The organism is Corynebacterium sp. zg-331 (assembly GCF_014267345.1).
Taxonomy (GTDB): domain Bacteria; phylum Actinomycetota; class Actinomycetes; order Mycobacteriales; family Mycobacteriaceae; genus Corynebacterium.
On sequence record NZ_JACMYD010000001.1, the window covers coordinates 410,456 to 432,793 of the forward strand.

The 22,338-nt window shown below is 64.7% G+C and carries 21 protein-coding genes; 16 read left to right on the forward strand and 5 right to left on the reverse strand.

Annotated elements, in window-relative coordinates:
- Nucleotides 1-109: 109 nt before the first annotated feature.
- The 11 genes from rpsO to H7347_RS02075 all read left to right on the forward strand — a co-directional run bounded on the left by rpsO (nucleotide 110) and on the right by H7347_RS02075 (nucleotide 13,586).
- Complete coding sequence (gene rpsO, locus H7347_RS02025) at nucleotides 110-379, forward strand: 30S ribosomal protein S15 (protein WP_152820789.1); 270 nt, start codon at nucleotides 110-112, stop codon at nucleotides 377-379.
- Nucleotides 380-626: 247 nt separating this feature from the next.
- Nucleotides 627-2,894, forward strand: coding sequence for a polyribonucleotide nucleotidyltransferase (locus H7347_RS02030; RefSeq protein WP_152821298.1), 2,268 nt, complete (start codon nucleotides 627-629; stop codon nucleotides 2,892-2,894).
- A 225-nt stretch (nucleotides 2,895-3,119) separates the two neighbouring features.
- Complete coding sequence (gene dapB / locus H7347_RS02035) at nucleotides 3,120-3,866, forward strand: 4-hydroxy-tetrahydrodipicolinate reductase (protein WP_152820790.1); 747 nt, start codon at nucleotides 3,120-3,122, stop codon at nucleotides 3,864-3,866.
- Between the two features lies 1 nt (nucleotide 3,867).
- The gene (locus H7347_RS02040) at nucleotides 3,868-4,620 is read left to right on the forward strand and encodes an FAD-dependent thymidylate synthase (RefSeq protein ID WP_152820793.1); all 753 of its coding nucleotides are present in this window, start codon (nucleotides 3,868-3,870) and stop codon (nucleotides 4,618-4,620) included.
- A 50-nt stretch (nucleotides 4,621-4,670) separates the two neighbouring features.
- Nucleotides 4,671-5,576: a 4-hydroxy-tetrahydrodipicolinate synthase gene (gene dapA / locus H7347_RS02045; protein WP_152820795.1), complete on the forward strand. Its 906-nt coding sequence runs from the start codon at nucleotides 4,671-4,673 to the stop codon at nucleotides 5,574-5,576.
- 2 nt (nucleotides 5,577-5,578) lie between these two features.
- Nucleotides 5,579-7,567 carry a ribonuclease J gene (locus H7347_RS02050; RefSeq protein ID WP_152820797.1) on the forward strand — a complete coding sequence of 663 codons (1,989 nt, stop codon included), beginning with the start codon at nucleotides 5,579-5,581 and terminating at the stop codon, nucleotides 7,565-7,567.
- Between the two features lie 43 nt (nucleotides 7,568-7,610).
- Nucleotides 7,611-8,237: a TIGR03085 family metal-binding protein gene (locus H7347_RS02055; RefSeq protein WP_227658942.1), complete on the forward strand. Its 627-nt coding sequence runs from the start codon at nucleotides 7,611-7,613 to the stop codon at nucleotides 8,235-8,237.
- An 86-nt stretch (nucleotides 8,238-8,323) separates the two neighbouring features.
- On the forward strand, nucleotides 8,324-11,245 hold the full coding sequence (locus H7347_RS02060) for a DNA translocase FtsK (RefSeq protein WP_152820802.1): 2,922 nt from the start codon (nucleotides 8,324-8,326) through the stop codon (nucleotides 11,243-11,245).
- 197 nt (nucleotides 11,246-11,442) lie between these two features.
- A complete protein-coding gene (locus H7347_RS02065) occupies nucleotides 11,443-12,444 on the forward strand; it encodes a TerC family protein (RefSeq protein ID WP_152820804.1) in 1,002 nt (333 codons plus the stop codon).
- 11 nt (nucleotides 12,445-12,455) lie between these two features.
- Entirely contained in the window at nucleotides 12,456-13,046 is a 591-nt protein-coding gene (gene pgsA, locus H7347_RS02070) for a CDP-diacylglycerol--glycerol-3-phosphate 3-phosphatidyltransferase (protein ID WP_152820806.1), read from the forward strand.
- A gap of 9 nt (nucleotides 13,047-13,055) precedes the next feature.
- Nucleotides 13,056-13,586, forward strand: a complete 531-nt coding sequence (locus tag H7347_RS02075; protein ID WP_152820813.1) for a CinA family protein — start codon at nucleotides 13,056-13,058, stop codon at nucleotides 13,584-13,586.
- Here H7347_RS02075 and H7347_RS02080 read toward each other — a convergent pair.
- Nucleotides 13,583-13,939, reverse strand: a complete 357-nt coding sequence (locus H7347_RS02080; protein WP_152821300.1) for a helix-turn-helix domain-containing protein — start codon at nucleotides 13,937-13,939, stop codon at nucleotides 13,583-13,585. The two genes, H7347_RS02075 and H7347_RS02080, sit on opposite strands and share 4 nt — an antisense overlap.
- A gap of 126 nt (nucleotides 13,940-14,065) precedes the next feature.
- Between H7347_RS02080 and H7347_RS02085 the strand changes: the two genes are divergently transcribed.
- A complete protein-coding gene (locus H7347_RS02085) occupies nucleotides 14,066-14,887 on the forward strand; it encodes a PspA/IM30 family protein (protein WP_152820815.1) in 822 nt (273 codons plus the stop codon).
- Here the strand turns inward: H7347_RS02085 and H7347_RS02090 are convergent.
- The 3 genes from H7347_RS02090 to H7347_RS02100 are packed head-to-tail and all read right to left on the reverse strand — an operon-like array spanning nucleotide 14,884 to nucleotide 16,773.
- Nucleotides 14,884-15,534, reverse strand: a complete 651-nt coding sequence (locus H7347_RS02090; RefSeq protein ID WP_152820817.1) for an energy-coupling factor transporter transmembrane protein EcfT — start codon at nucleotides 15,532-15,534, stop codon at nucleotides 14,884-14,886. The two genes, H7347_RS02085 and H7347_RS02090, sit on opposite strands and share 4 nt — an antisense overlap.
- A complete protein-coding gene (locus tag H7347_RS02095; RefSeq protein ID WP_152820819.1) occupies nucleotides 15,531-16,223 on the reverse strand; it encodes an energy-coupling factor ABC transporter ATP-binding protein in 693 nt (230 codons plus the stop codon). The genes H7347_RS02090 and H7347_RS02095 overlap by 4 nt, the downstream gene beginning before the upstream one ends.
- Nucleotides 16,210-16,773, reverse strand: a complete 564-nt coding sequence (locus tag H7347_RS02100) for a biotin transporter BioY (protein WP_152820821.1) — start codon at nucleotides 16,771-16,773, stop codon at nucleotides 16,210-16,212. Before H7347_RS02100 ends, H7347_RS02095 begins: the two co-directional genes overlap by 14 nt.
- 198 nt (nucleotides 16,774-16,971) lie before the next feature.
- On the opposite strand from H7347_RS02100, the gene recA reads away from it, so the two are divergent.
- The 4 genes from recA to H7347_RS02120 are packed head-to-tail and all read left to right on the forward strand — an operon-like array spanning nucleotide 16,972 to nucleotide 20,932.
- Nucleotides 16,972-18,096 (forward strand): recombinase RecA, encoded by a 1,125-nt coding sequence (recA, locus tag H7347_RS02105; RefSeq protein WP_152820823.1) that lies wholly within the window; start codon nucleotides 16,972-16,974, stop codon nucleotides 18,094-18,096.
- A 5-nt stretch (nucleotides 18,097-18,101) separates the two neighbouring features.
- Nucleotides 18,102-18,719 carry a regulatory protein RecX gene (locus H7347_RS02110; RefSeq protein WP_152820825.1) on the forward strand — a complete coding sequence of 206 codons (618 nt, stop codon included), beginning with the start codon at nucleotides 18,102-18,104 and terminating at the stop codon, nucleotides 18,717-18,719.
- 30 nt (nucleotides 18,720-18,749) lie between these two features.
- Nucleotides 18,750-20,240, forward strand: a complete 1,491-nt coding sequence (gene miaB, locus H7347_RS02115; RefSeq protein WP_152821302.1) for a tRNA (N6-isopentenyl adenosine(37)-C2)-methylthiotransferase MiaB — start codon at nucleotides 18,750-18,752, stop codon at nucleotides 20,238-20,240.
- A 20-nt stretch (nucleotides 20,241-20,260) separates the two neighbouring features.
- On the forward strand, nucleotides 20,261-20,932 hold the full coding sequence (locus H7347_RS02120; protein ID WP_152820827.1) for a hypothetical protein: 672 nt from the start codon (nucleotides 20,261-20,263) through the stop codon (nucleotides 20,930-20,932).
- A 71-nt stretch (nucleotides 20,933-21,003) separates the two neighbouring features.
- On the opposite strand, the gene H7347_RS02125 is transcribed toward H7347_RS02120, so the two are convergent.
- Nucleotides 21,004-22,323, reverse strand: a complete 1,320-nt coding sequence (locus H7347_RS02125) for a DUF349 domain-containing protein (protein ID WP_152820829.1) — start codon at nucleotides 22,321-22,323, stop codon at nucleotides 21,004-21,006.
- Nucleotides 22,324-22,338: the final 15 nt, after the last annotated feature.

Consider the following 22,338-nt stretch of genomic DNA (forward strand, 5'->3'; position numbering starts at 1 on the left):
GTGGGCCGATTCCTGCTATTGTGTAGTCCGGTTTGGCAACTGCGGTCCACAGTAGTTGCCCCGCTTGTTTTTTCGTGTGGACTGAAATAACCGCGAGGTGATGACTCCCATGTCCCTGGGCACTGAGAAGAAGAAGGAAATCCTGGCCGAGTACGGCCTGCACGAGACCGATACCGGTTCCCCCGAGGCGCAGGTGGCGCTGCTGACCGAGCGCATCTCCAACCTCACCGAGCACCTCAAGACCCACAGGCACGACCACCACTCCCGTCGCGGTCTGCTGCTGATGGTGGGCCGCCGCCGTGGCCTGCTTAACTATCTCTCGGAGACCAACATCGATCGCTACCGCGACCTGATCTCCAGGCTGGGGCTGCGCCGATAAGCACGCTCGGTTTTGCCTCACCCCGCTACGCCGTCGATCCGGCGAGCGGGGTTTGTTGTGTTCGGCCCTCGCGGGGTGCGTGCGCGTGACCGAGCGTGTTAGGGTAGCCTTGTTCATAGCACGAATGTGGAAATGAAGGCGACATCGACGATCGCCATGACGCTATGCAGCATAGAGGAGGGCCCTTTTGCCTAGGAAGTCTCAGTCCGGGAAACCGAATCCCGGCCGGAAAAATGAGAATAACCCGCTGAAAAACGTCGAGAAGAACCTCGAGTTCAATATCGATGAGGAGTATGGCCTCACCGAGGCGGTGGCCATCATCGACAACGGTGATTTTGGTACCCGCGAGGTGCGGTTCGAGACGGGCCAGCTGGCCCGCCAGGCCGATGGCTCGGTCACCACGTACCTGGACGAGGACACGATGCTGCTGGCCACCACCACGGCCTCGAGCAAGCCGCGCGAGGGCCTGGACTTCTTCCCCCTGACCGTGGACGTGGAGGAGCGCATGTATGCCGCCGGGCGCATCCCGGGCTCCTTCTTCCGCCGCGAGGGCCGCCCGAGCACGGACGCCATCTTGGCCTGCCGCCTCATCGACCGCCCGCTGCGCCCCACCTTCACCAAGGGGCTGCGCAACGAGGTGCAGATCGTTATCACCGTGATGTCCCAGGCCCCCGAGGACTTCTACGACGTGGTAGCCATCAACGGTGCCTCCGCGGCCACGCAGCTCTCCGGCCTGCCGGTCTCCGGCGCGGTGGCCGGAGTGCGCATGGCGCTGCTCGCCGATGACGAGCATCCCAAGGGGCAGTGGGTGGCGTTCCCCACCGCCGAGCAGCACGAGGAAGCCCTCTTCGAGCTCGTGGTGGCCGGGCGCATCGTCAAGCGCCGCCAGGGCCGCCGCACGGTCGAGGACGTGGCGATCATGATGGTCGAGGCCGGTGCGGGAGAGACCGTCGTGGACCGCATCGCCCAGGGCGCGCCCGCCCCCACGGAGTCCGTGGTGGCCGAGGGGCTTGAGGCGGCCAAGCCCTTCCTGGCCACGTTGTGCCGGGCTCAGGAGGGCCTGGCGCAGCGCGCGGGCAAGGAAGATCGCGAGTTCCCGCTCTTTCCCCCCTATGGGGAGGAGATCCGCGCCGCCGTGGAGAAGAAGGCCGCCAAGAAGCTGCGCAAGCTGCTCACCATCGCTGGCAAGCAGGAGCGCGACGAGGCCACCGATGCCTTCTACGCCGAGGTGGAGGAACAGCTGCTGGAGCGCTTCGCCGAGGAGGAAGACCTGGAGGAGATCGCCAAGCAGATCCGCGCCGCCTACGGTGCGGTGATGAAGGAGATCGTGCGGGAGATGATCCTCACCGACGGCTTCCGCATCGATGGTCGCGGCCTGACCGACATCCGTGACCTCGGCGTGGAGGTGGATCTGGTGCCGCGCGCCCACGGTTCTTCCCTCTTCGAGCGCGGCGAGACGCAGATCCTGGGCGTGACCACCCTGGACATGCTCAAGATGGAGCAGCAGATCGACTCGCTCACCCCGGTGAAGTCCAAGCGCTACATCCATCACTACAACTTCCCGCCCTATTCCACTGGTGAGACCGGACGAGTGGGTTCGCCTAAGCGTCGCGAGATCGGCCACGGTGCCCTGGCCGAGCGCGCTGTAGCTCCGGTGATCCCTTCCCGAGAGGAATTTCCTTACACCATCCGTCAGGTCTCCGAGGCGTTGGGCTCCAACGGTTCCACCTCGATGGGTTCGGTGTGTGCCTCCGTGCTTTCCCTCTACAACGCGGGCGTGCCGCTGAAGGCCCCGGTGGCGGGCATCGCTATGGGGTTGGTCTCCGGCGAGGTGGAGGGCAAGACCCAGTACGTGGCGCTCACCGATATTCTCGGGGCTGAGGACGCCTTCGGCGACATGGACTTCAAGGTGGCCGGTACTGCCGAGTTCATCACCGCCTTGCAGCTGGATACCAAGCTCGACGGTATTCCCTCCAAGGTGTTGGCCTCCGCCTTGGATCAGGCCCGCGAGGCGCGCCTGACGATTCTGGACACGATGATGGAGGTCATCGACGGCCCCGATGAGATGAGCGGGCTCGCTCCGAAGATCGTCACGGTCACCGTGCCGGTGAGCAAGATCGGCGAGCTCATTGGTCCCAAGGGCAAGACCATTAACGCGATCACGGAGGAAACCGGCGCGGAGGTTTCCATCGAGGAGGACGGCACCGTCTACGTCTCCGCCGCCAGCGGGCAGGCCGCCGATGCCGCCGTGGAGAAGATCAATAGCATTGCTAACCCGCAGCTGCCCAAGGTGGGGGAGCGCTTCCTGGGCACGGTGGTCAAGACCGTGGCCTTCGGCGCGTTCGTTTCCATCGCCCCGGGCCGCGATGGTTTGATTCACATCTCCAATCTGGGCGGCAACAAGCGCATCGACAAGGTCGAGGACGTGATTAACGTCGGTGACAAGGTGGAGGTGGAGATCGCGGATATTGATAACCGCGGCAAGCTTTCCCTGGTGCCGGTGGCGGACAAGTAGAGTCGCCGCTCATCGCCTCGTCGTGGTTCCCGTGGGGGACACGGCGAGGCGTTCTTTTTTCAGGACGATGTGTGGGTGATGACAGTAGGATTTGGCGTCGGTGTGCCCTAGGACGTATCGAGGCGATGATCTCGATGACGGCAGCCCGAGGACCATCCCGGCGAGGTGGATGCCGGGTGCCTGCGCTAGCGTGGGGGAAAGAAAACACTCGCGAGGAGGTAAGACATGACGATAAGGGTAGGGGTTCTGGGTGCCCAGGGCCGCGTGGGTTCCACGATCGCGGAGGGAATCAGGAATACCGAAGGCCTGGAGCTCGTCGCGGCCCTGGATCACGGGGATGATAAGCAGGACCTTGTGACCGCCGAGGTGGAGGTGATCGTGGATTTCACGGTGCCCGATCAGGTGATGGGGAACCTGGAGTTCTGCATCAACCAGGGGATCCACTGCGTGGTGGGTACCACTGGCTTCGACGATCAGCGCCGAGACCAGGTGCGTGCCTGGTGCGAGGGTAATCCCGGGGTGGGTGTGCTGATCGCTCCGAACTTCGCGATCTCGGCCGTGTTAGCGATGGCTTTTGCCCGCCAGGCCGCCACGTACTTTGAATCGGCCGAAGTGGTGGAGTATCACCACCCGAATAAGCTGGATGCTCCCTCCGGGACGGCGCTGCACACCGCGCAGGGGATCGCGCGGGCACGGCGCGAGGCCGGTATGGACCCCGCCCCGGACGCCACTGAGCAGGCCTTGGACGGCGCCCGCGGTTCCACGGTGGACGGCATTCCGGTTCACGCCGTGCGTATGCAGGGCATGAATGCACACGAAGAGATCATCTTTGGTACCCAGGGGCAGACGCTGACGATCCGCCAGGACTCCTACGATCGCACTTCCTTTGTGCCGGGCGTGGTGCTGGGGGTGCGTACCGTGGCCCAACGCCCCGGGCTGACGGTGGGCCTGGATTCCTACCTGGGGCTCTAACGTGGTGCGTTTGGCCCGGTTGCGGGTGCGCCTGCTCAGCGCACCGATGCTGATCCCGCCTGTTGAGACCGCGTGGTCCCCGGAGGAGGGGGCCACGGCGGCCGAGGCGGTGGTGGAGTTTGCGGGCAGATTGGAGGCGGGTAGCCTCGAGCATCCCCGTCCGCGCACACGGGGCACGGGGGCGTATGTGCGCCACCTCCAGGAGGTGGCGCGCTGGGATCTCATGGCGCATGCCATCGCCACGGTGCATATCGCGGGGCTGTCGCGCGGGTGTGCGGATATCGTGGCTTGCCGCCGAGACCTCACCGTGACCCGCGCGGCTCCTCCGGTGAGTGCGGAGGGGGCGGAGGTGGTGATTCCGCTGGCGATCGAGCGCGACGAGACCCTGCGCGGCCTGTTCCTTCGGACCGTGGATGAGGCCTGCTTTGCCTATGAGCAGGTGGTGGACGGACTCGAAGAGAACGAGCCTCAGCTCCACGATGCCGTGTGGGCGGCGCGCCAAGCTCGTCAGGCCGCGCACGCGGTTGTTCCGGCGGCGGTGGCGACCTCGCTCGTGGTTACCGCGTCGATGCAGGCCTGGCGGTCGGTCATCCTCGGGTTTGGTGCCGAGCACGCCGATGCGGAGCGGCGCAGCCTGGCCGTTGCTCTGCTCGATGCTTTGCGGCCGGTGGCCCCGGCGCTGCTCATCGACGTCGAGGAGGTGCCCGTTACGGGCGGGACGCCGGCGGTGGAAAGCGCCTACGGGATGGATTAAGCGCGGGGCGCTGTCCCGTTATCGCCGCCGAGGCGGTAGTGTTGAGGGCCATGAGCACAGGTTTGACAGCGAAGGCGGGAGTCGAGCACTTCGGCACGGTCAGCGTTGCGATGGTGACCCCCCTAACGAAGGAGGGGGACCTGGATGTTGATGCTGGTCGCCGGCTGGCCGCCCACTTGGTGGACAGCGGATGCGACTCCCTCGTTCTCGGCGGCACCACGGGGGAATCCCCTACCGTGACGGTAGAAGAAAAGCTGCGCCTGCTCACCGCAGTCAAGCAGGAGGTGGGTGATCGCGCGCGTATCGTCGCGGGCGCGGGGACATATGACACTCGGGCGTCCATAAGCCTCGCCCGGGCCTCGGCCGAGGCGGGCGCGGATGCCCTCCTCGTGGTCACCCCGTATTACTCCAAGCCCAGCCAGGAGGGTGTCTATCGGCATTTCGAGGCCGTGGCGGGTGCCACGGATCTTCCGATTTGCCTCTACGATATCCCCGGTCGCACCGGTCTTCCCCTGGCACCGGATACCATTCGTCGCCTCGCGGAGTTGCCCACGGTGATGGCCGTCAAGGACGCCAAGGGGGACATGGTCGCCGCGGCTGCCCTGATACGGGAGACCGGTTTGGCGTGGTATTCCGGCGACGATCCGCTGAACCTGCCCTGGCTTTCCCTGGGCGCGAGCGGCTTCATCTCCGTGATTGGGCATGTGGCTGCCCCACAGCTGCGCTTGCTGCACACAAGTTTCGAGGAAGGCGACCTCGTTCGAGCTAGAGAAATCAACGCCGCATTGAATCCGCTGGTCTGCGCCCAGGCTCGCCTGGGCGGGGTCAGCCTCGCTAAGGCTGCCCTGCGGCTGCAGGGCATCGAGGTGGGGGATCCTCGCCTGCCGGTGGTCGCACCGACCCCGGATCAGGTGGAGGAACTCCGCCGTGACATGCAGAAAGCTGGAGTCCTATAAATATGAGCGAAACCCGAAACCGTTCCCGCAAGGTCACCCGTAAGGCCGGTCCCCCGGAGGAAACCCCGGTGTTCCAGGCCCCGGAGAAGAACGAGGGAAACGGCAACGGCGCGAAGAATGAATCCGCCTCGCGGTTCCAGGGCAGCGGTAACGGCGGAAGCAAGCGCGGCGGCCGGGGCCGTCGCGGTAGTCGCGCTCATCAGGGCGGTAACCGCCGTAATGTGGTGAAGTCCATGCAGGGGGCGGATCTGACCAAGCGTCTTCCCGCCCCGCCCAAGCCGCCCAAGAATGGCCTGCGCATCTACGCCCTCGGAGGCATCTCCGAGATCGGCCGCAACATGACGGTGTTTGAGTACAACAACCGTCTCCTCATCGTGGATTGCGGCGTCTTGTTCCCCACGTCCAGCGAGCCGGGCGTGGATCTCATCCTGCCGGACTTCGGGCCCATCGAAAAGCACCTGGATCGCGTGGACGCACTGGTGATCACCCATGGTCACGAGGATCACATCGGCGCGATTCCTTGGCTGCTCAAGCTGCGCCCGGACATCCCCATCCTGGCCTCTCGCTTCACGGTGGCCCTGATTGCCGCCAAGTGTAAGGAGCACCGTCAGCGGCCCAAGCTGATCGAGGTTCATGAGGATTCCCATGAAAATCGCGGTCCCTTCAATCTTCGTTTCTGGCACGTCAATCACTCCGTGCCGGACTGCCTGGGCATCGCCATTAAGACCGGCGCTGGTCTGGTGATCCACACGGGCGACATCAAGATGGATCAAACTCCTACGGATGGTCGCCCCACGGATCTGCCGGCGTTGTCGCGCTTTGGCGACGAGGGCGTGGATCTCATGCTGTGCGATTCCACCAACGCCACCACCCCCGGGGTGTCTGGCTCGGAGGCGGAGATCGCCCCTACCCTCAAGCGGTTGGTGGGGGAGGCCAAGCAGCGCGTGATCCTGGCCTCCTTTGCCTCCAACGTATACCGGGTGCAGTCCGCGGTGGATGCCGCGGTGGCGGCCGGGCGTAAGGTGGCTTTCAATGGGCGGTCCATGATCCGCAACATGGAGATCGCAGAGAAGCTCGGCTATCTGAAGGCCCCGCGCGGCACCATCGTCTCGATGGATGAGGCCGCCAAGATGGCGCCGCACAAGGTGCTGCTGATCACCACCGGGACCCAGGGTGAGCCGATGGCGGCGCTGTCGCGCATGGCTCGCCGGGAGCACCGCCAGATCACGGTGCGCGACGGCGACCTCATCATTCTGTCCTCCTCCCTGGTGCCGGGCAATGAAGAAGCCGTGTTCGGCGTGATCAACATGCTTTCCCAGATCGGCGCCACGGTGATCACCGGGCGCGACGCTAAGGTGCACACCTCGGGTCACGGTTATGCCGGCGAGTTGCTCTTCCTGTGGAACGCCGCGCGCCCTCGCAACGCTATGCCGGTGCACGGTGAGTGGCGTCACCTGCGTGCTAATAAGGAGCTGGCCATCGCCACCGGCGTGCCGGAGGATCGCACCGTGTTGGCGCAAAACGGCGTGGTGGTGGACCTGGTCAATGGTCGCGCCAGCGTGGTCGGGCAGATTCCGGTCGGGCACCTCTACGTTGACGGCGTGACCATGGGCGAAGTGGATTCGGATGTGTTGGCGGATCGTACCTCCTTGGGTGAGGGTGGCATCGTGAGCATCACCGCGGTGATCGATAATCGCACCGGCCGCCTGCTGGAGGCCCCTGCCGTGCAGACGAAGGGTTTCGCCGAGGACGATCGTTCCGTGGTACCGCAGGTACGCGAGCTGGCGGAAAAGACCATGAACGACCTGGCTGCGGAGGGGGAGAACGATCCCTATCGCATGGTGCAGCAGCTGCGTCGTAAGGTATCCCGCTTTGTGGAGCAGAAGTGGCGCCGCGAGCCGATGATCCTGCCCACGGTGGTGCCCATGACCTCGGATCAGGGCGACCCGGTTGCCGATGAGGACGTGGATTCCGCCCGCGAGTCCCTGTAGTAATTCGCGACGCTTCGGTGCACCCCGGCCTATGCTGGGGTGCATGTCTTTTGCGAGCGCCGAGCGGATGAGATTGCGCGATCTATTGCTGAGCCTGGGGCCGGGGGCTCCCACGTTGTGCGAGGGGTGGACGACGCAGGACCTGGCCGTCCACCTGTGGCTGCGGGAGCGGCGCCCCGATGCCGCAGCGGGTATGTTTCTTCATCCCCTGCGGGGCCACGCGGAGAATCTCGCCGCTAAGCTCAAATCTCGCCCTTACGAAGACGTAGTGCGCCAGTGGGCCGCCGGGCCGGGTCGGTTTTCCCCGGTTCGGCTCATCGACGCCCCCCTCAACACCGCCGAGCACTTTCTTCACCACGAGGACGTGCGTCGGGGCGGGGGAGAAGTGACACCGCGCGATTTTTCCGTCCGGGTGGATGAGACGCTGTGGTCGTGGTGTGCGCGCATGGCACCCCTTCTGTTGCGGCGCAGCGTGCGACCGGTGGTACTCGAGGGACGGGGAATGCGCCCTCTTGTGGTGGCTCGGCAGCGCGGGGTGGCTACCCGAGGAGACGCGGTGGTGCGGGTTAAGGGGGATCCGGGCGAGATACTGCTGTGGTGCTCCGGACGTACCGCGGTCGAGGTGACGGTGGAGGGGGAGGTGGACGACGTCGTTAAGTCAAGTCTCTAGGGATGACTCGGGGGTACGGATAAGTTTTTCCGCAATCTGGTGTGGCGTATGTGAATCGTGGTGTCGAGGCAACTATCCTGGTGCCCATGTCTGCCACGAGTCCTTCCCCCCGAAAACCGCGCCGCGCCGGCGCCCGAGCGGGTGATTCCCGCCGAGCGGAGGAGCGTACCGCGGTTTTCTCCTCGGCTCCCGCCACGGCGGCCTTCCGCGCCGCCGAGACCTCGCAGGAGCGTACCGGTAGCGCGGTGGGGGCCGTGGGCAGCGGCATGAAATCTCTCTTTAGCGCGGCGGCGGGTGGGGCAGGAAAGCTTACTCGCAGCCTTGGTGGTGCCCGAGATCAGGAACAGAAACCGGAGGATATGAGCAGGAAACCGAGGAAGAAGGCCGCCCGGGATAATTATGAGGAGGAACCACAAGAGGCCCCGGACACCGGCCTGGTGGAGTCCGTGCGGAAGCATTCCGACGGCATCGGGCTCAGCCTCATCGGCGTGGCCGTGGTGTTGGGTGCCTCGGTGTGGTTCGACGTGGCGGGCCCCATCGGTGAGTTCATTGCCCGGGGCGTGCACACCGTGATCGGGGCGGGGGCCTTTGTACTGCCCGTGGCCTTAGTCGTGGTGGCGGTGGCGCTGATGATGGGAATACGCCAACCCAGAGAGGTGATGACGCGCGTGATGGGGGGCGTGGGGCTCATCGCGGTGGCCATGCTGGGCCTTATCCACCTCCTCGCCGGGGATCCCGCCGGGGCGTCCGCGCGCTCCGCCGCCGGTGGGCTGGTGGGGGCCTACACCGGGGGGATCCTCGCTCTGGGCTTTAGCCGCTACCTTGCCATTCCCATCCTGGCCCTAGTGATCTTCTACGGCGCGCTCAAGGTCACCGGCATCACGGTGCGCGAGGGCTACGACTACGTGGTGGATCTCATCCGCAGCTCCGTGAACGCGGATCGGGAGGAAGATCCCCAGGATGCTTATGCCCACGTGGACGAGGAACTGGAGCGTCGCGCCCACCCGGGTGCCCCTTCGTCTCCTCGCCGTGCCCCCCGCCCGGCTAAGCGACCCGCGCCGCGAGGTTATGACGCAGCGGACGAGCCCGGCGATGCGTCCGGACTCGATCCCGATGGCCTCTTCGCCAAGAAGCGGAAGAAGACAAAGCCCGCACCGGCGGCGCCCTCGGTGGCCGATACCGACGAGATCCCGATCGTGGAAGCCGAGGAATCTTTGCCCGATGTCGAGGAAGAGCCAGAGGAGGCACCCGCCCCCCGAGCCGCCTCCCGCGACGCGGTCTCCACCAGCCGCGAGTCCATCCGTCAGGCGATTATCGCCCGCTCCGGGATGGACGCGGCGGCCACCGCCCCGGAGCGGGCGGCGGTGGAACCAGAAGAGGACGACGAGGAGTTTCGTCCCACTACGACCGAGGGACCCTCGGACGGCGAGTACGCGCTGCCGTCCACGGGGCTGCTCATCGCCGGAGAGCCGCCCCGCCAGCACTCCGAGGCTAACGATCGCATGATCGAGGCGATCACCGCGGTATTCGAGGAATTCAAGGTCAATGCGGCGGTGACGGGCTTTTCTCGCGGTCCCACGGTGACGCGCTACGAGGTGGAGCTGGGCCCGGGGGTGAAGGTCTCCAAGATTACTAATCTGCAGTCGAACCTAGCCTATGCGGTGGCCACCGATAATGTTCGCCTACTGACCCCTATTCCGGGCAAGTCCGCGGTGGGCATCGAGGTGCCCAACACGGATCGGGAGATGGTCCGCCTGGCCGATGTGCTCAACGCCCCGGCCACGGTGGATAACAAGGATCCCATGCTCATCGGCCTGGGCAAGGACATCGAGGGCGACTTCATCTGCGCTTCCGTGCAGAAGATGCCGCACCTTTTGGTGGCTGGTTCGACCGGATCGGGTAAATCCGCCTTTGTCAACTCCATGCTGGTTTCCCTGCTCACCCGCGCCACCCCGGAGGAAGTACGGTTGATCCTGGTGGATCCGAAGATGGTGGAGCTGACGCCCTACGAGGGGATTCCCCACCTCATCACCCCGATCATCACCCAGCCGAAAAAGGCTTCCGCCGCCCTGCAGTGGCTGGTGGAGGAGATGGAACAGCGCTACATGGACATGAAGGCCGCCCGGGTGCGCCACATCAAGGACTTCAACCGCAAGGTGCGTGCGGGGCAGATCCAGGCCCCGGCCGGATCGCAGCGCGAATACCGGCCCTACCCCTTCATCGTTTGCGTGGTAGACGAGCTGGCGGACCTTATGATGACGGCCCCGAAGGAGATCGAGGAATCCATCGTGCGCATCACCCAGAAGGCGCGCGCGGCGGGCATCCACCTGGTTCTGGCCACCCAACGCCCCTCGGTGGACGTGGTGACCGGCCTGATTAAGACGAATGTTCCCTCTCGACTGGCCTTTGCCACCTCGTCGTTGACGGACTCCCGCGTGATCCTCGACCAGGGTGGGGCGGAAAAGCTCATCGGTATGGGCGACGCCCTCTTTATCCCCCAGGGGGCGGGCAAGCCCCAGCGCCTGCAGGGCTCTTTTGTGACCGATGAGGAGATCCAGCGCGTGGTGGAGGCCGCCAAGTCTCAGGCAGAACCGGATTACACCGAGGGTGTGACGGAGGAGAAGGCCGCGGAGAAGAAAGAGATTGACGAGGACATCGGCAAGGACATGGACGACCTCTTGGAGGCCGTGGAGCTGGTGGTGACCTCGCAGTTGGGCTCCACCTCCATGTTGCAGCGCAAGCTGCGCATCGGCTTCGCCAAGGCCGGTCGCCTGATGGACCTCATGGAGTCGCGCGGCGTGGTGGGCCCCTCGGAGGGATCTAAGGCACGCGAGGTCTTGGTCAAGCCAGAAGAGCTGGATACGATCCTCTGGATGATTAAGGGCGCCGATCCCGCGGAGGCTCCCAAGGAGGAGGGAGCCGAGCTAGCGCCCACGCAGGAGTCCGGAGGATACGACGCGGTGCGCAGCGTGAGCGCCACCTCCAATCCCACCGGCGGGGCGTTTTAGTCCCGCGTTTGGTGCTAGACTGAACCGGCATTGGAGGGGAGTACCCCGCCCACGGCAGGGATCGTCAGCACGGAGTACCCCGGTTGACCTCGCGGTATCGCGGGGCGGGGGAACTCCCGGTCCTGTCGGCTCGGCTCGATGGCGAGTGGGGGAGACCTCCGGTTGTTTTTCCATCGAACCGGAGGAGAAAAAGAAGTATGACTGTTCCCCTGTGGGTCTGGGCCGCGACCCTCGCGCTGATCCTCGGCCTGTTTTTCTTCGATTTTTATTCCCACGTGCGGGTGCCGCACGAACCGACCATCAAGGAATCCGCTTGGTGGTCGGTGATTTATGTTCTCATCGCCCTGGTCTTCGGTGGCGTCGTGTACGCGGTGTGGGATCACCAGCACGGCATGGAATACCTCACGGGTTACGTCACGGAAAAGGCCCTCTCCGTGGATAATCTTTTCGTCTTTGCTCTCATCATGGGGGCGTTTCAGATCCCCCGGAAATACCAGCAAAAGGTGCTGCTCATCGGTATCGCCTTGGCCTTGATTTTCCGCCTGGTGTTTATCCTTTTGGGTGCCTCAATCATCAATGCGTGGTCGGACGTGTTCTATCTCTTCGGTATCTTTCTGCTCTTTACCGCGGCCAAGATGGTGGCGGATGAGGTACGTGATGCCCCGCCCACCGACCCGCAGGACATGTGGGTGATCAAGGTGGTGCGCAAGGTCATCCCGGTGACGCAGACCTACGAGTCCGATCACCTCACCCTCCGCAAAGACGGCAAGCGCTACTTCACCCCGCTCATGGTAGCCCTGGTGGCCATCGGCATGGTAGACGTGATGTTTGCCCTGGACTCCATCCCTGCTATCTACGGGGTGACCCAGGAGGCATACCTGGTGTTTACCACTAATGCTTTTTCCCTCCTGGGCCTGCGCCAACTGTATTTCCTGCTCGACGGCCTGCTCGATCGCCTGGGTTATCTCTCCTATGGCCTTGCGGTCATCCTGGGATTCATCGGCGTCAAGCTCATTTTCCATGCCCTGCACGAGAATAACCTGCCCTTCATCAACGGCGGCGAGTCCGTGCACGGAGCGCCGGAGATCGGTACGGAGACCTCCCTCCTGGTCATCGTGGGCATGTTGACGATCACCATCGTCGCCTCCCTGTGGAAGAACAAACGGGATCATGGCTCGGGGGCACCCGCGCGCCCCTAGAGGGTACAGTGATGGGCGTGAATGCATCGACGGCGAGCGGCGGGTCCCCCGCGCAGGAACCATCGAATTGGAACCTGCCAAACGTCCTGACCTGCCTGCGCATCGTTTTTGTTCCGGTGTTTGCATGGCTAACCCTGCGGGCGGAAAACTCCCACGCGGGCGGGATGTGGGCTGCCTTCGGCCTCTTTGCCGTGTTGATGGCCACCGATAAGCTGGATGGGGATATCGCCAGGTCGCGGGGGCTGGTCACGGACTTCGGCAAGATCGCCGATCCCATCGCGGATAAGGCGCTGATGATCACGGCGCTGGTGTGCCTCAACGTCGTCGGGGCCATGCCGGTGTGGATCACCGTGGTGATCGTGGTGCGAGAATTGGGTATTACCCTGTGGCGCATGGTGCTGCTGCGCGGTGGCAAAGTGGTGCCGGCTAGCAGGGGTGGCAAGCTCAAGACCGTGCTGCAGTCTCTGGGCGTAGCCCTGTATCTTTGCCCGTTGCCGGACTGGATGGCCTGGCCCACCCACGCCGTTATGGTGGTGGCTGTCGTGGTCACGGTGGTCACCGGAGTGCAGTACGTGGTGGACGCGCAGCGCCAGAAGTCCTAGGGAGCGAGCATGACCGGTGCGGCGAAGCCGAGTGTGAGCGCGCTGGCCACGGAGGTGGTGGAACTCCTCGCCCGCCGGGGAGAGACATTGGGGTGGTGCGAATCCCTCACGGCCGGGTTGGCCAGCGCCACCGTGGCCGAAGTTCCCGGGGCGTCTGCGGTACTGCGCGGCGCGATGGTGGTGTATGCGGTGGATCTCAAGGAATCTTTGGCCGGTGTTCCCGGTGAGGTCTTGGCGCACCACGGCCCGGTGGCTGGTCCCACGGTGCTGAGTATGGCTCGGGGGTGTGCGCGCAGACTCCGGGTGACCTGGGCGGTGGCGCTCACGGGCGTGGCAGGTCCGGAGCCTCACGATGGGCATCCGGTGGGGGAAGTGTGGCTGGGCTACTACGGGCCGGGGGTGCGGCGGGTGCAGCGAATTGACCTAACCGGTGGGCGCGCCGAGATACGGCAGGAGGCTGTGTGGGCGGCCCTTGACGGCTTGCTGCGCGAGGTGCGCTCGGATTCCATACCGCAATGCGACGGGGAACCGGAAGCCTAGGCCTCCCGGGGTGCCTGTGCGCCGAGTTCACCGGTGGCGAGCTCTTCTGCGACGTCGCTCAAGGCCATGGAACCGGCAGCCTCAATGAGGACGTCGGCCACGGTGACCCCCAGGGCATGGCATACGGCGGCCAAGAGCTCGGAGGAAACCTCTTTGCGTCCGCGCTCTAGTTCGGAGATGTAGCCGGGGGAGACCCGCGCGGACTCGGCTAATTCCCGCAGCGTGATGCGCCGTTCGGCGCGAAAAGCGCGCAACGCCTCGCCGAGGGCCTCACGCAGCAGGGGTTCGGGGTGCGTTCGCCCACGGTGAGGTGCCGCGGGGCGCGTGGTCAAAGTAGCGGTCTGAGTACCCATCATGCTTTTCAACTCCCGGGAGACGACGTTTGTTCCCGAGGGCCGGAGGGATGAGGGCTTGGGGGCCAGGGGATAAAACGCGGTACCATGCACTACTGACGACGCATCATAGGAGGAATACACACGATGGCAAACCGGTTCAGCAAGGCGTGGAAGTATCTGATGGCACTCTTCGATAGCAAGATCGAGGAAAACGCCGATCCCAAGGTACAAATTGAACAGGCAATGGCGCAGGCCCAGAAGCAGCACCAGGAGCTTTCTCGCCAGGCCGCGGCGGTGATCGGCAACCAGCGCCAGTTAGAGATGCAACTTCATCGTCGGCTGGAGGAGATCGAGAAGCTTCAGGCCAATACCAAGCAGGCGCTGCGGCTGGCGGATCAGGCCCGCGGCCAGGGGGATGAGAAAAAGGCCCTGGAGTATGAAAACGCCGCGGAGGCCTTTGCCGCCCAGTTGGTTACGGCGGAACAGTCGGTGGAGGAGACCAAGCAGCTTCACGATCAGGCGATTCAACAGGCGCAGCAGGCCAAGCAGGCGGTGGAGCGTAACTCCGCCCGATTGCAGCAGCAGGTAGCCGAGCGCTCCAAGCTCCTCAGCCAGCTGGAGCAGGCAAAGATGCAGGAAAAGGTGGCGGAGTCGGTGAAGTCGATGAACTCCCTGACCGCAGGTTCTTCCCCGAACCTGGATCAGGTGCGCGACAAGATCGAACGCCGTTATGCGCACGCCCTGGGCCAGGCGGAGCTGGCGGAAAATTCCGTGGAGGCGCGCATGGAGGAGGTGCAGCAGGCCGGGATTCAGATGGCCGGGCACTCCCGCTTGGAGCAGATCCGCCGCGAGATGCACGGTGCTCCCTCCTCGGGTGGGCAGATCGAATCTGGTGCCGGTGCGGCGTCGACCCCAGGGGATGACGCCGTGGCGCGCAAGATGAGGGAGCTGCGCGGCGAATCCTAACCAGGGGTATCGGGGTGCGAGGTGTCGTCCCCGGTACCGCGAGCCCAGAGCGCCTCAGCGATGCCCTGGGCTCGGTTGAGCGATCGGATGAGCACGGGGGTCAGAAAGGCTCGAGGGCTCCATGCGGCGCCGCGTGCCTTTCGTGCTTCGATGACCTCGCCTACCGTGCTCAGCTGCACCGGAATCATGCGTAGTGTGAGGGAGAGCGCCAGGGAAAAGCGCTCGGCGGGAAACCCCCAGTGGGTCAGGGGGGAGAGGCCGCGCTCCAGTGTCTCCAAGAGATCCGCGATGGTGGTGGTCAGGGTGAGCAGGGCGGCGGTCATGAGGGAGGCACTCAGGGTGATGACGAGGATCGCGGCGTGTTCGGCCCCGCGTTGCCACCACTGGAAGGCCCCCAGTGCGAGGAGCACGGGCATCGGCGGCCACCACTGCGACCACGCCACGGACAGGGGGATGCGGGCCAGGGCATAAAGGCCCGCGCAGAGCAGGGCGTAGAAACCCGCGGCGAGTATGGAACGGACGGCCACTATCCCAAGGAGCACGTAGCCCAGCACGCCGAGGATCTTCAGGCCCACGGCCGCTCGATGGATCGGTGAGCGGCCCGGGGCGTAGGTGCCCAGTGGCACCGCGACGGAGCGCGTCTTCATTGCTCCGCCTCGATGCGAGCCAGGTAGGCCTCGATGACTGAACCCGGGGCGCCGTCGTCGACGATGCGGCCGTGATCGATGCACAGCACGCGGTCGAAATCCGCCACCAGGTCGAGATCGTGGGTGACCACGATGAGCTGCTGCGGCAGGGCGGTGAAGTAGCGCTGGATGCGACGGCGATTGCGCAGGTCGAGCAGGGTGGTGGGTTCGTCGGCCACGATCAGGCTCGGCTCGGCGATGAGAACCGATGTCAGGGCGAGGAGCTGTTTTTGCCCGCCGGAGAGTACGTGCGGGGAGGAGTCCGCGTGGTTGCCCAGCCCCGCGGCGATTAAGGCTTCTTCGGCGCGCTGGTGGCGCTGTTCCTTGCTGAGGGCCTTGTTTTTGCGTAGAGAAAAGGCCACGTCGTCGCGCACGTTCGGCATGATGATTTGGTTGTCGGCGTCGGAGAAAATAAAGCCCACCTTGGTGCGCACCCGTGCGCCGTTTTTCCGCACGCTGAGCCCATCGACGAGTACCTCGCCGCTGCTCGGGAGGACCAGCCCGTTGATCATGCGGGCGAAGGTGGATTTGCCGGAGCCGTTAGCCCCGATGATCCCGATGCGGCGTTCGCTGAGCGTGGTGGTGACGGTATCGAGGATGGGGCCGGTGCCGTGGTCCAGGGTGACGTCGCGGAACTTAATCTCGGGCATGGGCGGGGCGGAGCACGTGCGGCAGAGCGGTGTGGAGCGTGGTCGCGGCGGCTACGACCACGATGAGTTTTAGGGCGTCGATGAGTGCGAAGGAACCCTGGGCGGCCACGGCGGCGCCCAGGGGCATGTGGGCGCGCAGGATAAGGCCGATGGTGCCGCAGAGGTATTGGGAAAGCAGCGCGACGAGGGCGGCGATGCTGAAGGTGACGTAGCGGTGACCACGCAGTCGGTAGGCGAGGGTACCGGCGAGGACGGTGGAAACGGCATAGCCGATGAGGTAACCCACGGTGGGACCGGCGAGTGCTGCGGTAACGCTGCGGCCCCCGGCGAGGACGGGGAGCACGAGTCCGAGGATGAAGAAAATAGCGACGGTGAGTAGGCCTCGGCGTGCGCCCAGGACGAGGCCGGTGAGGATGAAGGCGGTGTTTTGGAGAACTATGGGCACTCCCGCGCTGCCTACGGGGATGGAGACAAAGGCCAGCACGATGATCAGTGCGGCGAAGACGGCGGCCAGCGCGAGGTCGGTCAGCGAGCGGAGGGAACCAGTCATGCTTAGAGAACTTACCTTGAACATCGTTTAGGTGGGAACTGGCGTGCCGCGCTTGATGTTCGAACATGTGTGCGTGTATATTCGAAGCTGTCGCGCCCGCCCTCTAGGGTGGGAATGGACCCACGAGGGAACCGGTGTGGTTTCACGGCGGTCTAAACTGTTAGAGCTTACGCATCGTTATCGCAAGGATTGAGGATCATGGCTGCGAAGAAGAAAACTGCCAACGCAAAGAGTGCTGGCGAGGATCGTCAGAGGGCTCTCGACGCCGCCCTGGCGATGATCGAAAAAGATTTCGGTAAAGGTGCGGTCATGCGCCTGGGGGAGGATAAGCGGCCCCCGGTGCGAGCTATTTCCTCCGGCAATACCGCCATCGATGTGGCCCTTGGCGTGGGAGGGTTTCCCCGGGGTCGTATCGTGGAGATTTACGGCCCGGAATCCTCGGGTAAGACCACCGTCGCGCTCCACGCCATCGCCTCCGCGCAAAAGGAGGGCGGCATCGCCGCGTTTATCGATGCCGAACACGCGCTCGATCCCGAATACGCACGCAAACTGGGAGTGGACACGGATGCCCTGCTGGTATCCCAGCCAGATACCGGAGAGCAGGCCTTAGAAATCGCGGACATGCTGGTGCGTTCCGGTGCGATTGACATCATCGTTGTGGACTCCGTGGCGGCGCTGACGCCCAAGGCGGAGATCGAGGGGGAGATGGGTGATAGCCACGTGGGTCTCCAGGCCCGGCTGATGAGTCAGGCGTTGCGCAAGATGACGGGTGCGCTGTATAACTCCGGTACCACCGCCATCTTTATCAACCAGCTCCGCGAGAAGATCGGCGTGATGTTTGGCTCCCCGGAGACCACCACGGGCGGCAAGGCCTTGAAGTTCTACGCCTCCGTGCGTTGCGACGTGCGCCGCATCCAGACGCTTAAGGATGGGCAGGATGCCATTGGCAACCGCACCAAGATCAAGGTGGTAAAGAACAAGGTATCGCCGCCCTTTAAGGTTGCGGAGTTTGACATCATCTATGGCGAGGGTATTTCGCGCGAGTCCTCGCTCATCGATATGGGCGTGGAAAACGGCGTGATCAAGAAGTCCGGTTCCTGGTTTACCTACGAGGGCGAGCAGCTGGGCCAGGGCAAGGAAAAGGTGCGGCTCCATCTTAAGGACAACACGGACCTGGCCGATGAGATCGAGCGCAAGATCCTGGCCAAGCTGGGCATGGGTGATCAGGCGGAACCACAGCAGCCGGAAGGTGGGACCGAGGGGGAACTCAGCGATGAACCCGTCGATGTGGTGCCCAACGTGGACTTTGACGACGAGGATTAATCGCCATGGCTCGCCAACCGGAGGGGCTTAGGCGGGAGGAGAAACTGGAGCGATTGCGCACCGCTCTGGCGAATTACCGGCCCCGGGGCCTCATTGATGAGCGGGAGGAAAAGGACAAGGCTGCGGTGCGCGAGAGCGCGTTGGGCTTATTGGACTATCGGGCCCGATCCCGTCGAGAGCTGCAGCGCCGTCTGCTAGACAAGGACTACGATCCCGCTCTGGTCACCGAGGTTCTCAACGATCTGCAGGAGGTCGGCCTGGTCGATGACGCTGCCTTTGCCCAAGAATGGGTGCGGCAGCGCTCGCGCGGTCGTGGTAAGTCCAGCCGGGCGCTGGCGCAGGAGCTCAAGGACAAGGGGGTGGCGGACCGGGAATGCCAGGAGGCCCTGGGGCAGATCAGCCGGGAGGAAGAGCGGGAGACGGCGCGAGGTCTGGCGAGGAAAAAGGCGAGCGGTATCAAAGAGGTTCCGCGGGATTACCGTGGTCAAGCCAAGGACCTACGCCGGGTCGTGGGCGTCCTGGCCCGGCGGGGTTTTTCCGAGGGGATGTCGTTGGCCCTGGCGCGCGAGGCGGTAGAGGAGCGTTACCGGGAACTTGGCGGTCCGATGGGGTTTGGGATCTAACCGGGGCTGCCCGTTAGAATGTGGCCCGTGATGCAGCAAGACACCCATCCCCGCACCTACGAGGTCAAGACCTTCGGGTGCCAGATGAACGTGCATGATTCCGAGCGCCTGGCGGGCCTTTTGGAAGAGGCCGGGTACGTTCCGGCGGATACCGACGCCCAGGCGGATCTGGTGGTGTACAACACCTGTGCGGTGCGGGAGAATGCGGATAATCGCCTGTATGGCTCCCTGGGTCAACTCAAGAAGGTCAAGGATCAACACCCCGGGATGCAGATTGCCGTGGGTGGGTGCCTCGCGCAGAAGGATCGTTCCACCGTGGTGGATAAGGCCCCCTGGGTGGATGTGGTGTTTGGCACGCACAACATCGGTTCCCTACCCGCGCTCCTGGATCGAGCTCAGCACAACGAGCGCGCCGAAGTGGAGATCGTGGAGGCGCTCGAGGAGTTTCCCTCGGTGCTGCCAGCCAAGCGGGAATCCGCCTATTCCGGGTGGGTATCCATCTCCGTGGGCTGCAATAATACCTGTACTTTTTGCATCGTCCCCTCGCTGCGAGGCAAGGAGGCAGATCGCCGCCCTGGGGATATCCTTGCGGAGGTACAGGCCCTGGTGGACCAGGGGGTTACCGAGGTGACGCTGCTGGGACAAAACGTCAATGCCTACGGTGTGCATTTTGCTGATCCCGAGTTGGAGCGCGATCGCTCGGCTTTTTCCAAGCTGCTGCGTGCCTGCGGCACCATCGAGGGCCTGGAACGGGTGCGCTTCACCAGCCCGCACCCGGCCGAGTTCACCTCGGACGTGATCGATGCGATGGCCCAGACCCCCAACGTGTGCCCCCAGCTGCACATGCCCCTGCAATCCGGCTCCGACGCGGTGCTCAAGGCCATGCGGCGTTCCTATCGCACTAAGAAATTCCTGGGCATCCTCGAGGAGGTGCGTGCCAAGATCCCGCACGCGGCCATCACCACGGATATCATCGTCGGTTTCCCCGGGGAGACGGAGGAGGACTTTCAGGCAACCTTGGACGTAGTGGAAAAAGCCCGCTTTACCTCCGCCTTTACCTTCCAGTATTCGCCCCGCCCCGGCACCCCGGCCGCGGAGATGGATCACCAAGTGCCCAAGGAAGTGGTGCAGGAGCGTTACGAGCGCCTCATCGCCCTGCAGGAGAGGATCAGCGCCGAGGATAACGCCGCCCTGGTGGGCACGCGGGTGGAGCTCATTGTCCAAGACCAGGCGGGTCGCAAGAATCACCGCACCCGGCGCATGTCCGGGCGCGCCCGCGATGGGCGTTTGGTGCACTTCGATCCTTCGGGGGCAGCGCAGCCCATTCGGCCCGGCGACGTGGTGGAGGTGACAGTGACGGATTCCACCCCCTTCTTCCTCATCGCCGATTCCGGTGTCGAGCAGCACCGCCGCACCCGAGCCGGTGACATGGCCGAGCTGGGACGCACCCCTACTACCCCTCCCGTGGGCGTGGGGCTGGGCATGCCACGTGTCCGCCCGCGTTCCTCATCATCTCACTAGTATTTAGGCAGGAGCCACTCATGGCGGAAACACGCAGGGAAGAACATTCGGCAGCGCACCTGGCCGAGCTTGAGCGCGAGGCAGCCTCGCGGCTGTGGTTGGGTACCCCGGGCTATGCGCTGCTGGGTGCCTTTGTCTTCTACGTGGCCTCGCTTTTCTTGCCCCAGGTCACGGGGGTAGCGGGGTATCAGGTGGTGTTTGCGACCGACACCGCCGCGCAGGCCGGGGTCAAGATCACCGAATATATCTTTGCGATTTGCGCTTTCCTGGGGCTCGGGGTATGCACGGCGCTCGCCTTGGTGCTGCGCCGTACCGTGTGGGCGCTGGTGGCCTGGATGCTGTGTACTGTGGCGGCTGTGGAAGCGCTCTTGGCCCTGTGGTTGCGTCAGACGCGCTCCGGCAGCGAGGAGGCCACGAGCGCCGGGGTCGGGATGTACCTCGCGATTGGCGCGGTGCTGGTGGCCGTGGTGGTGTACTCCCGGATAGCATTGCGTCGCTCCCCGGAACAGGAGCGCATCGCGCAGGCACGCGCCGAGGTTGAAGATCTTGACGAGGTAAGCTATGCCCAGCGCACAGCCCTGGTTAAGCAGCAGCAACGCGGCGAGCAGCATAACCCCTTGCTGGTGGATGATCGCCGCGCCCGGGCCGCCCACCGCGCCGAACACACCCGTTCTCCGCGGGGCGAGGAATAATCCGAGTAGCGGCCCCGCCGGGTTCCTGCGTGCGCTCCTAGGAACCCGGCGGGGCCGCATGGGGGCGTGACCTAACGGTTCTCCACGGCCTGAGCGGCGGCATCTGCCCACTCCGCCCACTGGGCCGCTTGAGCGCGCAGCTGCTCGGCCCGCTTCGCCTCGCCCTTTGCCTCGGCCTGGGCGGCCTGGGCTGCGAATTCCTCCACCTTGGCTTGGAACTGCGCCGCCCGTGCCTGGGCGGCGGGATCGGTGCGACGCCAGGCACTTTCCGCGGTTTCCTTCACGTGGCGTTCCAGGGCGGCGATCTTATCCTCGTACTCGCGCACCTTGCCGCGGGGAACGTAGCCGATCTGCTCCCATTTTTCCTGTAACTCCGCCAGCTTGTCGCGGGCGGCCTCCAGGTTTTCCTCGGGCTGGATGAGGGGACGGTACTCCGCAAGTAGGGCGTCCTTCGCTGCGGCGTTGTCGGCATATTCGCGGTCGCGGGCGTTGTTGGCGGCGGTGCGGGCGTCGAAGAAATGATCCTGGGCGCTGCGGAACCTCTCCCACAGGGCATCATCAGTCTCGCGGGGGGCGCGCCCGATGGTCTTCCATTCCTTCATCAGATCCCGGAAAGCGCGGGCCGTGTCACCCCAGTCGGTGGAGTCCCGGAGGGCCTCGGCCTGCTCCACGAGTTCCTCCTTGGCGCGCTTGGCCTGGGCGCGGGCGCGGTCGAGGTCTGCGAAGTGGGAGCCGCGGCGGCGGTTGAAGGAGTCGCGGGCGCGCGAGTAGCGCTTCCAGAGTTTGTCATCGGTTTTGCGATCCACTCCGTGGATGGTTTTCCATTCCTCGAGGATCGCGTGAATCCGGTCGCCTGCGGCTTTCCACTCGGTGGAATGCGCGGCGATTTCCTCGGCCTCGGCGGCTAATTTTTCCTTAGCGGCGATGGCCTCGGCGCGGCGTCGCTGTCGCTCCTGGGTCACCTGCGCCTGCGCGGTATCGGAGTCCGTGATGATTCCGGCTAAGCGGGTATCCAGGGCATCAAGGTTGCCGATCACGGCGGCGGTGTCTAGCTGGGCGCGTACCTCCTTGGCCTGGGAACGGATGGCCTCGGCGTCTTCGGGGTGGAGCCGCAGGCGCGATTCCAGCAGGGATACCTCGGTGGAGAGGTCATCGTAGCGGGCGCCGAAGTGGGCGAGGCCCTCCTCGGGGGTGCCCGCCTTGTACTGGCCGATGCGTCGCTCCCCATCGCCGGTGCGCACCCAGGCGGTGCCGTCGGCCTCCACGCGCCCCCATTGTGCGGGATTATTGGGCGCGGGACGGGCTGCGGGTGCCTGCGACACGGCCGCGGGGCCGGGGGTGGGCTTCTTCTTTGCCAATTGCGCCGGGGTGGGGGCGGGCTGCTGGGTCATAATCGGAAAGCACGT

Bases quoted from the DNA above. Each gene is read 5' to 3' on its own strand.
- rpsO (WP_152820789.1), top strand. From the start codon at position 110: ATGTCCCTGGGCACTGAGAAGAAGAAGGAAATCCTGGCCGAGTACGGC.
- dapB (WP_152820790.1), top strand. From the start codon at position 3,120: ATGACGATAAGGGTAGGGGTTCTGGGTGCCCAGGGCCGCGTGGGTTCC.
- dapA (WP_152820795.1), top strand. From the start codon at position 4,671: ATGAGCACAGGTTTGACAGCGAAGGCGGGAGTCGAGCACTTCGGCACG.
- H7347_RS02050 (WP_152820797.1), top strand. From the start codon at position 5,579: ATGAGCGAAACCCGAAACCGTTCCCGCAAGGTCACCCGTAAGGCCGGT.
- H7347_RS02055 (WP_227658942.1), top strand. From the start codon at position 7,611: ATGTCTTTTGCGAGCGCCGAGCGGATGAGATTGCGCGATCTATTGCTG.
- H7347_RS02060 (WP_152820802.1), top strand. From the start codon at position 8,324: ATGTCTGCCACGAGTCCTTCCCCCCGAAAACCGCGCCGCGCCGGCGCC.
- H7347_RS02065 (WP_152820804.1), top strand. From the start codon at position 11,443: ATGACTGTTCCCCTGTGGGTCTGGGCCGCGACCCTCGCGCTGATCCTC.
- pgsA (WP_152820806.1), top strand. From the start codon at position 12,456: ATGGGCGTGAATGCATCGACGGCGAGCGGCGGGTCCCCCGCGCAGGAA.
- H7347_RS02075 (WP_152820813.1), top strand. From the start codon at position 13,056: ATGACCGGTGCGGCGAAGCCGAGTGTGAGCGCGCTGGCCACGGAGGTG.
- H7347_RS02080 (WP_152821300.1), bottom strand. From the start codon at position 13,939: ATGGGTACTCAGACCGCTACTTTGACCACGCGCCCCGCGGCACCTCAC.
- H7347_RS02085 (WP_152820815.1), top strand. From the start codon at position 14,066: ATGGCAAACCGGTTCAGCAAGGCGTGGAAGTATCTGATGGCACTCTTC.
- H7347_RS02090 (WP_152820817.1), bottom strand. From the start codon at position 15,534: ATGAAGACGCGCTCCGTCGCGGTGCCACTGGGCACCTACGCCCCGGGC.
- H7347_RS02095 (WP_152820819.1), bottom strand. From the start codon at position 16,223: ATGCCCGAGATTAAGTTCCGCGACGTCACCCTGGACCACGGCACCGGC.
- H7347_RS02100 (WP_152820821.1), bottom strand. From the start codon at position 16,773: ATGACTGGTTCCCTCCGCTCGCTGACCGACCTCGCGCTGGCCGCCGTC.
- recA (WP_152820823.1), top strand. From the start codon at position 16,972: ATGGCTGCGAAGAAGAAAACTGCCAACGCAAAGAGTGCTGGCGAGGAT.
- H7347_RS02110 (WP_152820825.1), top strand. From the start codon at position 18,102: ATGGCTCGCCAACCGGAGGGGCTTAGGCGGGAGGAGAAACTGGAGCGA.
- miaB (WP_152821302.1), top strand. From the start codon at position 18,750: ATGCAGCAAGACACCCATCCCCGCACCTACGAGGTCAAGACCTTCGGG.
- H7347_RS02120 (WP_152820827.1), top strand. From the start codon at position 20,261: ATGGCGGAAACACGCAGGGAAGAACATTCGGCAGCGCACCTGGCCGAG.
- H7347_RS02125 (WP_152820829.1), bottom strand. From the start codon at position 22,323: ATGACCCAGCAGCCCGCCCCCACCCCGGCGCAATTGGCAAAGAAGAAG.